Below are 13,139 nucleotides of genomic sequence, written 5' to 3' on the forward strand. Positions count from 1 at the left end.
GTGTAGATGGGTGCGCAAGCAAATGCGGCACCAGTCATCATCAAACGCAAGAAGGTCGTCGGCGGCGGCGGGCATCATGGTGGTGCCTGGAAAGTTGCCTATGCGGATTTTGTAACCGCGATGATGGCATTCTTCATGTTGATGTGGCTGCTGAATGCGACGACGGAACAGCAACGCAAGGGGATTGCCGACTATTTCTCCCCGACGATACCGATCAACCGGGTGTCCGGCGGCGGGAATGGTGCCTTTGGCGGGGACAGCATCTTTTCAGAAGAAGCACTTGCACAGAACGGTACCGGTTCCAGCGCACAGTTTTCCTCCCGCGAGGTGCAGGCGCGGGGCACCACCGGGACCAACTCCGTCAAGGCGGAAGCTGAACAGGCCAAACTGGAAGAAATCGAAGCGCTTCTGTCAGGAGGCGGGGGCGAAAGCCAGGTGATGGAGAATACTCTGCGCCATATCGTGACCCGGATCACGGACGAGGGGCTGGTGATCGAGATTTATGATCTTGAAGGCATTCCCCTGTTTGAGGAAGCCAGCGCCGAGCCGATGCAATTACTGCGTGATCTTGCGGCGGTAATTACCCAGGCTGCACGTTCCGTTACAAATGAGATTGCAATCGGCGGCCACGTCCGCGCCAACCCTGTCGTTCTGGCGGAAAGCCCGGTGTGGGAACTGTCTGCGGCGCGCGCCACGTCCATGCGTGTGCTTTTGGAAGGCGCAGGGGTCACTCCACAGCGGGTCCAGCGCGTGACCGGGCATGCTGACCGCAAACCCGTGGTCAACAATCCCATGAGCGCGCGCAACAACAGGCTTGAGATAATCCTGCTGCGCAACATTCCCCGAAACTGAACCGGTATGCCGAGAAAGCGGAATAGACGGCATTTTATCTGTTAGCGCCGCCTTAAACCGGAAGGGGCTAAGGGAGGGGCGGGTTCAGTTGATACAGCAGAAAGGCCTCTCAATGACAATTTCTTCCTCGCTCAACGCCGGGGTGGCAGGATTGCAGGCAAACGCAACGCGGCTTGCGACGATTTCGGACAACATCGCGAATTCTTCGACCTATGGCTACAAACGGGTCGAAGCAGATTTTCAATCGCTGGTGATCTCTTCGCGCGGAGGCACCTATTCGGCGGGCGGTGTACGGGCCACGTCCGAACGCCTGATCGACCAGCGCGGGCCGCTTGTGTCGACCTCAAATGCCACGGATCTGGCGGTGCGCGGACGCGGGTTCCTGCCAGTGTCGCAGGCGACTGATGTGGAAGTCGCGAACGGCGATACGGAGATGTTTCTGACAACGACCGGGTCTTTCCGTACCGATGCGGAAGGGTATTTGCGCACATCATCGGGCCTTGTTCTGATGGGCTGGCCTGCCCTGCCGGACGGGAGTATTCCCAGCTATCCACGTGACACTGCCGATGGGTTGGAACCCGTGCAGATCAACGTCAACCAGTTCTCTGGCGAACCGACAACCAGCCTGACGCTGGGCATCAACCTGCCCGCAACAGAAACGGATGCCGGTGCTGCCGGGGACCTACAGGAACTGTCGGTCGAATATTATGACAATCTTGGCACGTCCGAGAACATCAACATCGTCTTTTCCCCTACGGTTCCGGCCACCGGGTCATCAAATACCTGGACCGTCACGATGACCGACAGCGCCTCGCCCGGGGTGACCATCGGCGAGTACCAGTTGACCTTTGCGGATGACCGGACCGCGGGTGGGACAATGGCCACTGTCACCCAATCGCCCGGCGCACCGGGCGGCGCTTATGATCCCGCGACGGGCCGCCTGATCGTCGACGTCGCCGGAGGGCCGATTGAAATCGATATTGGGCGCACCGGCGACAGCGACGGGATTACCCAGTTGTCTGACAATTTCGCGCCTGTCTCCATTTCCAAGGACGGCTCTCCGGTTGGTAACATGACCTCGGTCGAGGTCGATCCGAATGGCTATGTATACGCCTATTTCGATACTGGCATTACCCGCACCATCTATCAGGTTCCGCTTGTCGATTTGCCCAATCCCAACGGAATGCAGGCGCTGGATCAGCAGATTTACCAGCCCTCCGTCGAAAGTGGGTCGTTCTTTTTATGGGATGCCTCTGACGGACCAACGGGCGATATCGTCGCCTTCTCGCTTGAGGAATCGGCCACCGATGTCGCGGGGGAGCTCACATCCATGATCCAGACACAGCGTGCGTATTCATCAAACGCCAAGGTGATCCAGACCGTCGAATTGTCCTTGGCGTTCGAAACGGCCTTGCCGGTCGAAATCTCGTTCTGTGTTCCGGCCAGATTGGCGTTGATGGACTTGAGAGTTTGCAGCGCCACCATTGCGCTGTTGTTCGTAAGAATGCTCGACATAAGCATGTTCCTTCAGTCATTGACGCTTTGCGCCCGTTTTGTCCCACCCCCCTAGGGTTGGACGGAAATGCCATTCTGACCTTTGCATGCGCCTTGAACGTCACGCGATGCGCCATCCGACCTCGGATGCAGCAGAAACATGCGTTGTCTTGCGTTAACACTGGGTGAATCCGGTCCGCCGCCTTGGGCCGGATTTGAATCAAAGCGTCAGGCGCGCTTTTCGACCGAATTTGTAGCGTCAGTGGCGATCTGACGTTTTTGTCCATCGGCGCCGTAGGTTTCCAGCCCGGCGCGAATCTCTCGCATTTCGGCCATGCGCTTGACTGCGGCACGAATGCCTTCCAACGCGCCGTCCAAAAGCAATTGGTTTCGGCGCACCTTGCCACCCAACGCCTGCACCGCCGCGATATCGGCAGGCGGTGCTTCGTTCATGTCTTCGATCAGCGCCTCCTTGGTCGGCAGCATGTCCGCAAGGCTTTCCAGATCTCCCTGCAACAAGGCTTCCCGCTCTGCATCCAGCAGCGTGTTCAGGGCGACAACCCCGTCGCGTTCTGTGTTCTTGGTTTTGTCATCTGTCATCTGCTTGCTCCTTCAGGGCGTTGAAAATTGATTCGCTCAGGCCAATTCCGCCGCCTTCGACCATGATCCGGGCGTGTTCGCGCGACAGGAAAGAGGCAAAGTGGTCTTCCCCCGCACCGCCACCACCCAACCCTTCCCGCGCAGCGCCAAGGCCGGCAGCGTTGAGCATTTCGGCAAGAAAGGTCGCCTCAAGCGCCTGCGCGGCGCGGCGCAGCGCAGCATCCTTTGCGGCAGGATCGACGGGCACCGGCAAGACTGGCGGTATGTCCATGGTTGGGTCCTTAAATTGCAGCGTACTTTTGACCAGCATGCGCTCAAGTCGGTAAACAAGTGGTAAGGCCCGACGAGGATAAGGACTTGCGTGCTCAACAAAGCCACGGAGATCCCGATGCAGTCCTTTCTGATACCTCAATCCACCGGGGGCACCCCCGCTGCTGTCCCCACTGCCACGGGCGCTTCGACGCCGACCCAGCCGGGAGAGAGCGCGGAAAGTATCGCAACAGTTCTGCAAGCGGATTCCGATTTACCGGAATTTGCCGATGTGTTTGCCGCAGACCTGACAACTGACCAGACACCCGGCTCACCAAAAGACTTGGTGGCGAATTTACCCGTTCCAGATGCTGATCCTGTTGATCAGTCAGCGGTGGATCGCGCACCGGAAATGACACTGGCGGCGGAAGCTGAAACGCCCGATACCTTCGTTGCATCGCCTCCCGGTCTGGAAAAAGAGCCACCGCAAGATATCGCAAACGGCAGGAACGTGGGTCTTGGGACACCCGATGTTGAACCTGCAGCTACGCCTGCAAAGGCGGCTTTCGCTTTGACGCCGGGGCGCATGCAATTACTGCAAATGTCGGCTGTGGAACCTTCTGAAGGATTGGGGCGCCCTGCCGCCACTCCGCCGGTTGAGCTGCCATCAACAGCACAAGCAGATCTGCAAAATCCGTTGTTCAAGACCAGCCGGGCCGACACAGGTCCAATCCATACACCGCCGCCGACTGGCGTGATCCCTCCGACCCAACAACCACCGGGGCAGGTGATCCAGCAAGCAGCGATAGCGCCTCCGAAACGCTCCCTGAAAGCGCAGGGTGCGGACGTCCCCGCCGTCCCTCCAACCCCGGCCAATACCGCAACACCAACACCGATGGCGCAAACAAATCCACAAATCGCGACATTGCGCATCCTATCTTCGGGCGTACCACATCAAATGCGCCCCGAAGCAGTCGAGAGGTCTAGCAGCGCACACGGCGAGGTATTCGCGCTGGGTCGTAGTGAGGGTCCGGGATCCGGCGCCCCTGCAAGCGGGGTCACACCATTGCCTCCACGTGCGGACCTGGCCATGCACATGGCGCGCCAGATCGCGGACGTGGCGCACCACATGCCTGCCCGGCCGGTCGAAATCACACTCAGCCCCGAAGAACTGGGGCGCGTGCGGCTTTCCGTGTCCACACAAGATGCAGGTATCGTACTGAACATCGTGGCGGAGCGACCTGAAACGGTTGATTTGTTGCGCAGGCATATCGGTCAGCTCGGGCAACAGCTTCAATCGCTCGGGTACGAAAACATCGCGTTCTCATTCTCTGGCGGATCTGATGCGCAAACATCGCAGGAACAAGACCTGCATGACGACGCGCAACGCCCCGCGCTGGAAGAAACAGATACCCCACCGCTGGAGATTGCGCTGGCCACTGGTGCCGCGACCGGCGTCGACATACGGCTGTAAAGGAGCAGAACCATGGAAATCACCCCGTCACCCGCACCCACTGCTGCCGTACGCCCTGCGCAAACCGGGATCAATCTGTCGTCTGATTTCGAAACCTTCATCAAACTGCTGACCACGCAGGCGGAAAACCAGGATCCGCTCGAACCGATTGACGCCACCGAATATGCCGCGCAACTTGCGCAGTTCTCGATGGTGGAACAGCAGGTAAAATCCAACGACATTCTGACCGCTCTTAGCACCCAGCTGGGCGCGGGCAATATGGCCCAGCTTGCAAGCTGGATCGGGATGGAAGCGCGCAGCACCACACCCGCTTTCTTCGACGGGAACCCGATCAGTGTGGCTTCCAAGCCCGCGCCAAATGCAGACGAGGTCGTGCTGGTGGTCACCGATTCCCGCGGCACGGAGGTGCAGCGCAACGCGCTGCCCGTCGCCGCACAGGAAGTCGTCTGGGCCGGTGTGTCATCGGATGGCGCGCCGTTCCCCGCTGGGCAGTACAGTTTTGCCATTGAAAGCCGCCGTGCCGGCGAAGTGATCGGCACCGCGCCCGCCCAAACCTACGCCCGCATCACCGAAGCCCGGATCGAGCAGGGGGAGACCGTGTTGATTACCGAAGGGGGGGGCACCTTGCGCACCGATGATGTGACCGGGTTGCGCGCGCCGGGGGCCTCACCTGTCTGACAGGGCGAACCCGGCGTAGGCCACGGGCATCACCGCACGACGAAAACGGCCAAGCTCAAACTTTGCAAGCGGGCGCTGCATGGCTTGCGGATAGCCATAGCGCGGGGTTTTGCCCTGTGCCAGATCCGCCAGCAGCGCGCCGGAATAGCTGGCCATGGCAACGCCGTTTCCGTGATAACACAGGCCAGCAAACATACCGGGCTGATCGGGCACCTCGCCCACAAATGGCATGCGGTTGCGCGCGATGCAGACCATTCCGGACCAGCCGTATGGTGTTTCAACGTCGTGCCATGCCGGAAACATCCGGTCGAAATCCGCCCGCGCCCGTTGCAGCGCGCGGGCTTCGGAACCAGCCGTCGCCAACAAACCGCCGCGCACACCAAACAGCATACGGTTGTCCGGCATCAACCGGAAATAGTGCAGCAGGTGCCGGGTGTCATAGCACGCCTGCCCAGAGGTCCAGCCCTGCGCGCCCAATTCTGACTGTGTCAGCGGCCTCGAAACGATGATGCTGGACTGTGTCGGCATATAGCGCCCCGCCAACCAGCGCGGCAGGTCTTCGGAGGAGTAGCCATTTGTACCGATGATCACGCGGTCAGCGGTCACCCGTCCCTTGGGTGTTTCAAGCGTATAGCCATTCGCCCCGCCCGAAATCGTCTGAACCCCGCTTTCGTGATAGATTACCGCCCCGGCAGCTTCGGCCGCTGATGCCAGCCCGGTGATGTATTTCCGGGGGTTCATGCCAAAACCGACGGAAACGGTGATCGCACCATGAAACCCCGCCTGCATGCCCTCTTCCTCCAGCGCGTCAGGCGGCATGAGGCGGGCTTCGATCCCGTAGTTTTCCGCGTATTGCGCCACCTGACCCTTCATGGCGTCATAGCCGCGCGGACGATGCGCAAGCTGGGTTTCCCCGGCAGAGTGTCGATCCACATCGATGCCGTACCGGATCAGGATATCTTCGACGAGCGCAATGGCATCGCGTTCGGCATGACGCCACGCGAGGCGTTCGTTGCGGCCAAATTGGGAATCCAGTGCTGCATCATCCAGCATGCCGCCGCCCAAGCAGCAAAACCCGCCATTTCTGCCCGACGCACCGAAGCCGACATAGCGCTCCTCCAGCACCGCTACTGAAACGCCTGCATCGGCCAGATGCAGGGCCGCGCTGATCCCGGTGAATCCCCCGCCGATCACCGCCACATCGCAACGCAGATCTCCTTGCAGCGCGGCGCGATCGGGCGCATCGCATGTTTGGTCCCACCAGCATCCCATGCGCGGACCGTCGCCATAGGCAAAGGCGGGATAGATCCGGTTCATGCGCCTGCGCGTTCGGCCGCCTGTGCATCAGCCTGCGCCTTGATCGCGCTGCGCTTGCTGATGAGCGATGCACTGATCACACCCACCGTGACGATGCCGATCATGATCGTCGACAGGGCGTTGATCTCGGGCGATACGCCCAGCCGAACGGCGGAAAAAATCTTGATCGGCAGCGTCGTGGCGGAAGGACCGGATGTGAATGACGCGATGACCAGATCATCCAACGACAGGGTAAACGCCAGCAACCAGCCGGAAATGACCGCAGGCGCAATGATGGGCAGCGTCACAAGTCGGAACGCCTCCCATGGGGAGGCCCCCAGATCAAGCGCGGCTTCCTCCAACGCGCGGTCGAACGACACCAGGCGGGAAGAAACCACCACAGACACATAGCACATGGAAAACGTCGTATGGGCCAACACAATCGTCAGCACGCCCCGGTCCAACCCGATCCCAATGAACAACAGCAACAGCGACAGGCCGGTGATCACTTCGGGCATGACCAGCGGTGCATAGACCATGCCGGAAAACAAAGTCCGCCCCAAAAAACGCCCGCCACGCACCAGCACATAGGCGGCCATCGTGCCCAGCACCGTAGCAAAGGTCGAAGAGATCACAGCGACCTTCAGCGTCACCCAAGCCGCATCCAGAAACGCCTCGTTCTGGAGGAGTTCACCGTACCATCTGGTTGAAAACCCCGCCCAGACCGTCACGAGCTTGGAGGCGTTGAAGCTGTAGACCACCAGGATGATCATCGGCAGATACAGGAACGCAAACCCCAGCGTCAGCGACGTGACATTGAACCAGCTGAGACGGTTCATTGCTCTGCCTCCGCCTGTTTCTGCTGGTTCCGCTGGAACAGCACGATCGGGACGACAAGGATCAGCAGCAGGATGATTGCCACCGCCGAAGCCACCGGCCAATCACGGTTGTTGAAGAATTCCTCCCACAGAACCTTCCCGATCATCAGCGTGCCGGAGCCCCCCAGCAAGGACGGGATCACGAATTCGCCCAGCGCCGGAATGAACACCAGAAAGCTGCCGGCGATGATGCCATTTTTTGACAGTGGGATTGTCACCAGCCAGAAGGCCTGCAACCGGGAACATCCAAGGTCCTCGGCCGCTTCGATAAGCGATCCATCCAGCCGATCCAACGCGGCATAGATCGGCAGGATCATGAATGGCAGATAGGTATAGACGATGCCGATGTAGACGGCAGTCGTGGTGTTCAGGATCGTGAGCGGTTCAGAGATCAGACCCAATGACAGAAGCAACTGGTTCAACAGCCCTTCATTGCTGAGTATCCCCATCCACGCATAAACGCGGATCAGGAAAGAGGTCCAGAAAGGCAGGATCACCAGCATCATCAGTGTCGGGCGCCATTCCTCCGGTGCACGGGCCATCGCATAGGCCATAGGATACCCCACCAGCAACGTCAGCAGGGTCGACAGCACCGCAATCCGCAGGGAACTGAGGTAGGCTTTCCAATACAGATCGTCTTCAGTCAGGAAGACGAAGTTCTCGAAATCCAGCTCGGCCAAAAGGGCAGCAAGGCCATCTTTCAGGGTCGGGGTATACGGCGGGATCGCCAGTGCCGCATCCGACAGCGAAATCTTGAAGACGATCAGAAAGGGCACCAGAAACAGCACCAGCAGCCAGGCATAAGGCACTGCTATGAGGGCCGCGCGCCGCATCTATCGTAACTCCCCTATTTGGCGGAGCGCATGTGGCACGGACCGTACAGAGGTATTTTTGAAAGGACGAAAGGGGGCCGGGCGCATCATCGGCTGTGGGTGTGAGAGTACCGAACGCATCCTCACTGCTCCAGCAACACGCCAGCGGTCGGGCTCCAGCTTACCCATACCGCATCTTCCCACGTGATGTCGCGGCGGGCCAGTCGCTTGGTATTGGCGGTCTGGGCCTTGATGATCTGACCATTGGGCAGCTCAACGTGATAGGTGCTGAGATTGCCGAGATAGGCGATGTCCAGCACCTTGCCCTGCATCGCATTGACCGCACCGGATGGTTTCTTGGCAGTGATGGCGATCTTTTCAGGTCGAATGGCCAGATGCAACGTCTGGCCCGCAGCATGGGTCGCTTCCGAAGCCGCATTGATGGGCGCGCGATCATCGCTCCAGTTGATCTGGTAGAGATCCTGACCATTGGGCTTGGCGGTGCCTTCGATGATGTTCACATCGCCAATGAAATCGGCCACGTAGACCGAATTGGGGTATTCATAAATCGCGGCAGGCGTGGCCACCTGTATCAGCCGCCCCTCGTCCATCACCGCGACGCGGCTGGCGACGGTCATCGCCTCTTCCTGATCGTGCGTCACGATCACGAACGTGGTCCCGGTGGTTTCCTGAATGTCCATCAGTTCAAACTGCGTGTCCTGCCGCAGCTTCTTGTCAAGCGCGCCCAGCGGTTCATCGAGAAGCAGCAACTTGGGCGCCTTCGCCAAAGACCGGGCCAACGCCACCCGCTGTCGCTGCCCCCCGGAAATCTGATGCGGTTTGCGACGGGCAAATTTCTCCAACCGGGTGAGCTTCAGCATCTCATCCACGCGCGCATCAACCTGCGCCTTGGATTGCCTGTCGCGGCGCAGCCCAAAGGCGATGTTGTCCCAGACCGTCAGATGGGGAAACAGCGCGTAGGACTGGAACATCATGTTGACTGCGCGCTTGTTGGGCGGCACCGGGCCGATGTCCTGACCGGAAAGTTCGATCCGGCCATCCGTGATGCTTTCAAATCCCGCCAGCATTCGCATCATCGTGGTCTTGCCGCATCCCGACGGACCCAGCAGCGCAAAGAATTCCTGTTCGAATATGTCGAGGGTCAGATCGTCGATGGCAATGAATTCGCCGTAGCGTTTGGTGACGTTCTGGAACCGGATCAGCGGTTTGGCGTCAGGGTCGTCCCATGGGGCGAAAACGTTCTGGCTCACGTGCGGCGATCCTTGCGCAATCATGGCAGTCTGGACGGGGCCAATCGCGGCCCCGCCCGGTTTGGCGTCAGGTGCAGGTCAGGTCCCTGATTTGATCTTGGTCCACATCCGCGTCACGGTCCGCTGCACTTTGGGGCCATAGGGCGAAGTGGTATAAAGGTTTTCCAGCGTTGCAGCATCCGGATAGATCGCCGTGTCGCCGATCACGTCTTCTTCAAGGAATTCCTGCGACGCAAGGTTGCCGTTGGCGTAATAGACGTAGTTCGACGCCGTCGCCATGTTCTGCGCGTCCATGATGAAGTTGATGAACTTGTGCGCAGCTTCAGGGTTTGGCGCGTCAACCGGAATGGCCAGGTTGTCGAACCACATCAGCGCACCTTCCTTGGGCGCATAATATTCGATTTCCACACCGTTGTCCGCTTCAGCGGCACGGTCGCGGGCTTGCAGGATGTCGCCGGACCAACCGAAAGCCACGCAAATGTCGCCGTTTGCCAAGGCGTTGATATATTCGGAGCTGTGGAACTTCAGCACATGTGGCGCGATTGCGGTCAGCATCGGTTCCACCGTCTTGATGACTTCGGGGTCCTGGCTGTCGGGGTCTTCCCCCATGTAGGCAAGCGCGGCCGGGATCACTTCGGCGGGGGCGTCCAGCAGATGCACACCGCAGCTCGCCAGTTTCTCCATGTTCGAAGGCTCAAAGATCAGCGCAAGCGATTCAACCGGCGCGTCGTCGCCCAGCACTTCCTTGACCTTGTTGATGTTCACACCGATCCCCGTGGTCCCCCACATGTAATTCACGGCATAGGCCGCTTCGGGGTCATACTTCTTCAGACGATCCTCGATCACATCCCACAGATTTTCCCTGTTGGGCAATTGCGACGCATCAAGTTTCTGAAAGGCACCTGCGGTGATCTGACGTTGCAGGAATGTACCCGATGGCACCACCACGTCATATCCGGATCCGCCTGCAAGCAGCTTGGTTTCCAGAACCTCGTTGCTGTCAAAAACGTCATAGATCAGTTCAATACCGGTTTCTTCTTCGAACTTCTCCAGCAGACTTTCGTCGATATAGTCGGACCAATTGTAGACCCGCACTTCGTCGGCAGTTGCGGCTGTCGCCAAAAGCGCGCTAACAGCAAGACTGCACATCACTCTGTATGTCATGTTCTACTCCCATAGATTCGGCAGGTTGCTCCCGCCGTTCTCATGATTTGATCAAATTTTGCCTCCTGCGGCAAGATGTCTTATGCTTTCACGGGTCACCCCAGCACGCAAGCAACCGCTGACTGCGCAAATAAGAGGCAAGGTCCTATGAAATCTGACTTGGTGTCTTCGCCCACTCCGGTAGCGGACCCGTTACCGGTCAAGACACCGGCCCATCAGCGGGTCTATCAGCAATTGCGCCGCAAGATCCTGTTCGGTGATCTCGCCCCCGGCCAGCCCGTCACCATCCAGGGCCTGACAGAGGAACTCGATGCAGGCATGACCCCCGTGCGCGAGGCGCTGCGCCGCCTGATCGCACAAGGGGCCCTGACCCACCAGGGCAATCGCCGTGTCAGCGTGCCGGAACTGGATGCCGATGGCGTGGAAGAGCTTGGTTTCATGCGTAAAACACTGGAACCGGAACTGACCCGCCGTGCAGTTTTGCGCGCCAACAGAGACTTTCTAGCCGCCCTCACAACTTGTGATGAAGACCTCAATCATGCGATCAGCACCGGCGATGTGGGTGGATATCTGATGCATAACTACCGCTTCCACACGATGATCTACGAAGAGGCAAACGCGCCGATCATGGCCGAAACCGTCGACCGGCTATGGCTCCGCTTCGGGCCTTCGCTCCGCGTGGTATGCGGCCGCTTCGGCACCAGCAACCTGCCCGACAAGCATAAGGCGCTGCTTGATGCGCTGCAGTCTCGGGATGCCGATGCAGCGGCCCAGGCAATGGCCGAAGATGTCGCGCAGGGCATGCATCAAATTGCGTCCGCACTGGATGAAAGCGCCTGACTGCTCCGATTCGATTGACTTCGAATAATTTGATCATATTCTGACGCGCAGAGTTTCCCCACCCGGAAGGCGCTTTGTCATGGCTTCGATCACCAACCATCTGCCCACTGCCGAACTTCAGGCACTTGATGCGGCCCACCACATGCATCCCTTCACCACCGGCGACGAATTGGCCGCGAAGGGTGCGCGAGTGATCACCCGTGCAAAGGGCGTCTTCCTGACCGACAGCGAAGGCAACGAGATCCTCGATGCCATGGCGGGCCTCTGGTGCGTGAACCTGGGCTATGGCCGTCCCGAGATGGGGGAGGTGGCGCAACGCCAGATGTCCGAACTGCCCTATTACAACACCTTCTTTCAGACGACCCATGTGCCGGGCATCGCGCTGGCCAAATCGCTTGCCGATCTGGCCCCGACCCACCTGAACCACGTGTTTTTCGCCGGATCGGGGTCGGAAGCGAACGACACCAACCTGCGCATGGTCCGCACCTATTGGGCCGAAAAGGGCCAGCCGGAAAAAAGCCACGTGATCAGTCGCAAGAACGCCTATCACGGGTCCTCCGTCGGATCGGGGTCGCTGGGCGGAATGGCCTACATGCACGCACAGGGCGGTATGCCCATCCCTGGCATCCACCACATCGGCCAGCCCGACTGGTGGGCCGAAGGCGGGGATCACACCCCCGACGCCTTTGGTCTCGCCCGGGCACAGGAACTCGAGGCGAAAATTCTCGAACTCGGCGCGGAAAACGTCGCGGCTTTCATTGGCGAACCGGTGCAGGGCGCTGGCGGCGTCATTATCCCGCCCAGCACCTACTGGCCCGAAATCCAGCGCATCTGCACGAAATACGACGTGCTGCTGATCGCGGATGAGGTGATCTGCGGGTTCGGTCGCACCGGCAATTGGTTCGGCTCTGAAACCATGGGCATCACGCCCGATATCATGACCATCGCGAAAGGGCTCAGCTCGGGCTATGCACCCATCGGCGGTTCCATCGTCAGTGACGACATCGCCGCAGTCATCAACGCCTGCGAATTCAACCATGGCTACACCTACTCCGGCCACCCGGTATGCGCCGCCGTGGCCCAGGAGAACCTCCGCATCATGCAGGAGGAAGATATCCTCACCCACGTGCGCGAGGTTGCTGCCCCCGCCCTGAAATCCGCCCTCGACGGGCTGGCGGATCATCCGCTGGTCGGGACTGTGAACATATCCGGCATGATGGCTTCCCTGCCGCTGACCCCCCACAAGGAAAGTCGCGCCAAATTCGCAGGCGACGCAGGAACCGTCGGCTACATGTGCCGGGAACACTGCTTTGCCAACAACCTGGTGATGCGGCATGTGGGCGACCGGATGATCATCTCGCCGCCCCTCGTGATCACCCCCGAAGAGATCGAGGTTTTCGCCAACCGTGCGAAAAAAGCCCTCGACGCAACCTACAAGGATCTCAAGGACAAGGACATGCTCAAGGCCGCGTCCTGAGCCTCCTGCCTCTTCCAAATGGTTCAAAAAACCCCGCCGGAGGCACGAAATCTC

Annotated in this window: 13 protein-coding genes; 6 read left to right on the plus strand and 7 right to left on the minus strand. The window is 59.6% G+C overall.

The window, feature by feature from the left end; all coding sequences use genetic code 11:
* The first annotated feature begins 6 nt into the window (after positions 1-6).
* Positions 7-852, plus strand: coding sequence for a flagellar motor protein MotB (locus AB4X18_RS09180; RefSeq protein WP_370399796.1), 846 nt, complete (start codon positions 7-9; stop codon positions 850-852).
* Between the two features lie 112 nt (positions 853-964).
* Positions 965-2,422: a flagellar hook protein FlgE gene (locus AB4X18_RS09185; RefSeq protein ID WP_432817318.1), complete on the plus strand. Its 1,458-nt coding sequence runs from the start codon at positions 965-967 to the stop codon at positions 2,420-2,422.
* A gap of 152 nt (positions 2,423-2,574) precedes the next feature.
* On the opposite strand, the gene AB4X18_RS09190 is transcribed toward AB4X18_RS09185, so the two are convergent.
* Together AB4X18_RS09190 and AB4X18_RS09195 are read right to left on the minus strand one after the other, a co-directional pair.
* On the minus strand, positions 2,575-2,946 hold the full coding sequence (locus tag AB4X18_RS09190) for a flagellar biosynthesis protein FlgN (RefSeq protein WP_370399797.1): 372 nt from the start codon (positions 2,944-2,946) through the stop codon (positions 2,575-2,577).
* Positions 2,936-3,217, minus strand: a complete 282-nt coding sequence (locus tag AB4X18_RS09195; protein WP_370399798.1) for a rod-binding protein — start codon at positions 3,215-3,217, stop codon at positions 2,936-2,938. Before AB4X18_RS09195 ends, AB4X18_RS09190 begins: the two co-directional genes overlap by 11 nt.
* A 117-nt stretch (positions 3,218-3,334) precedes the next feature.
* Between AB4X18_RS09195 and AB4X18_RS09200 the strand changes: the two genes are divergently transcribed.
* Positions 3,335-4,669, plus strand: coding sequence for a flagellar hook-length control protein FliK (locus AB4X18_RS09200; protein ID WP_370399799.1), 1,335 nt, complete (start codon positions 3,335-3,337; stop codon positions 4,667-4,669).
* Between the two features lie 12 nt (positions 4,670-4,681).
* The gene (locus AB4X18_RS09205; RefSeq protein ID WP_432817319.1) at positions 4,682-5,347 is read left to right on the plus strand and encodes a flagellar hook capping FlgD N-terminal domain-containing protein; all 666 of its coding nucleotides are present in this window, start codon (positions 4,682-4,684) and stop codon (positions 5,345-5,347) included.
* Here AB4X18_RS09205 and AB4X18_RS09210 read toward each other — a convergent pair.
* From AB4X18_RS09210 to AB4X18_RS09230, 5 genes are all read right to left on the minus strand, one after another.
* On the minus strand, positions 5,336-6,664 hold the full coding sequence (locus tag AB4X18_RS09210; protein WP_370399801.1) for an NAD(P)/FAD-dependent oxidoreductase: 1,329 nt from the start codon (positions 6,662-6,664) through the stop codon (positions 5,336-5,338). The two genes, AB4X18_RS09205 and AB4X18_RS09210, sit on opposite strands and share 12 nt — an antisense overlap.
* Positions 6,661-7,482, minus strand: a complete 822-nt coding sequence (locus AB4X18_RS09215) for an ABC transporter permease (RefSeq protein WP_370399802.1) — start codon at positions 7,480-7,482, stop codon at positions 6,661-6,663. Before AB4X18_RS09215 ends, AB4X18_RS09210 begins: the two co-directional genes overlap by 4 nt.
* A complete protein-coding gene (locus tag AB4X18_RS09220) occupies positions 7,479-8,354 on the minus strand; it encodes an ABC transporter permease subunit (RefSeq protein ID WP_432817320.1) in 876 nt (291 codons plus the stop codon). Before AB4X18_RS09220 ends, AB4X18_RS09215 begins: the two co-directional genes overlap by 4 nt.
* A 122-nt stretch (positions 8,355-8,476) precedes the next feature.
* Entirely contained in the window at positions 8,477-9,628 is a 1,152-nt protein-coding gene (locus AB4X18_RS09225; protein ID WP_432817321.1) for an ABC transporter ATP-binding protein, read from the minus strand.
* A gap of 54 nt (positions 9,629-9,682) precedes the next feature.
* Positions 9,683-10,768: a polyamine ABC transporter substrate-binding protein gene (locus AB4X18_RS09230; protein WP_370399804.1), complete on the minus strand. Its 1,086-nt coding sequence runs from the start codon at positions 10,766-10,768 to the stop codon at positions 9,683-9,685.
* A 147-nt stretch (positions 10,769-10,915) separates the two neighbouring features.
* Between AB4X18_RS09230 and AB4X18_RS09235 the strand changes: the two genes are divergently transcribed.
* A complete protein-coding gene (locus AB4X18_RS09235; RefSeq protein ID WP_370399805.1) occupies positions 10,916-11,608 on the plus strand; it encodes a GntR family transcriptional regulator in 693 nt (230 codons plus the stop codon).
* A 79-nt stretch (positions 11,609-11,687) separates the two neighbouring features.
* On the plus strand, positions 11,688-13,085 hold the full coding sequence (locus tag AB4X18_RS09240; RefSeq protein WP_370399806.1) for an aspartate aminotransferase family protein: 1,398 nt from the start codon (positions 11,688-11,690) through the stop codon (positions 13,083-13,085).
* The last annotated feature ends 54 nt before the right edge of the window (positions 13,086-13,139 follow it).

Origin of the sequence: Sulfitobacter rhodophyticola (assembly GCF_041281685.2) — a bacterium.
GTDB lineage: Bacteria > Pseudomonadota > Alphaproteobacteria > Rhodobacterales > Rhodobacteraceae > Sulfitobacter.

Excerpts from the sequence above, each read along its gene's own strand:
- AB4X18_RS09180 (WP_370399796.1), top strand. The coding sequence starts at position 7 with ATGGGTGCGCAAGCAAATGCGGCACCAGTCATCATCAAACGCAAGAAG.
- AB4X18_RS09185 (WP_432817318.1), top strand. The coding sequence starts at position 965 with ATGACAATTTCTTCCTCGCTCAACGCCGGGGTGGCAGGATTGCAGGCA.
- AB4X18_RS09190 (WP_370399797.1), bottom strand. The coding sequence starts at position 2,946 with ATGACAGATGACAAAACCAAGAACACAGAACGCGACGGGGTTGTCGCC.
- AB4X18_RS09195 (WP_370399798.1), bottom strand. The coding sequence starts at position 3,217 with ATGGACATACCGCCAGTCTTGCCGGTGCCCGTCGATCCTGCCGCAAAG.
- AB4X18_RS09200 (WP_370399799.1), top strand. The coding sequence starts at position 3,335 with ATGCAGTCCTTTCTGATACCTCAATCCACCGGGGGCACCCCCGCTGCT.
- AB4X18_RS09205 (WP_432817319.1), top strand. The coding sequence starts at position 4,682 with ATGGAAATCACCCCGTCACCCGCACCCACTGCTGCCGTACGCCCTGCG.
- AB4X18_RS09210 (WP_370399801.1), bottom strand. The coding sequence starts at position 6,664 with ATGAACCGGATCTATCCCGCCTTTGCCTATGGCGACGGTCCGCGCATG.
- AB4X18_RS09215 (WP_370399802.1), bottom strand. The coding sequence starts at position 7,482 with ATGAACCGTCTCAGCTGGTTCAATGTCACGTCGCTGACGCTGGGGTTT.
- AB4X18_RS09220 (WP_432817320.1), bottom strand. The coding sequence starts at position 8,354 with ATGCGGCGCGCGGCCCTCATAGCAGTGCCTTATGCCTGGCTGCTGGTG.
- AB4X18_RS09225 (WP_432817321.1), bottom strand. The coding sequence starts at position 9,628 with ATGATTGCGCAAGGATCGCCGCACGTGAGCCAGAACGTTTTCGCCCCA.
- AB4X18_RS09230 (WP_370399804.1), bottom strand. The coding sequence starts at position 10,768 with ATGACATACAGAGTGATGTGCAGTCTTGCTGTTAGCGCGCTTTTGGCG.
- AB4X18_RS09235 (WP_370399805.1), top strand. The coding sequence starts at position 10,916 with ATGAAATCTGACTTGGTGTCTTCGCCCACTCCGGTAGCGGACCCGTTA.
- AB4X18_RS09240 (WP_370399806.1), top strand. The coding sequence starts at position 11,688 with ATGGCTTCGATCACCAACCATCTGCCCACTGCCGAACTTCAGGCACTT.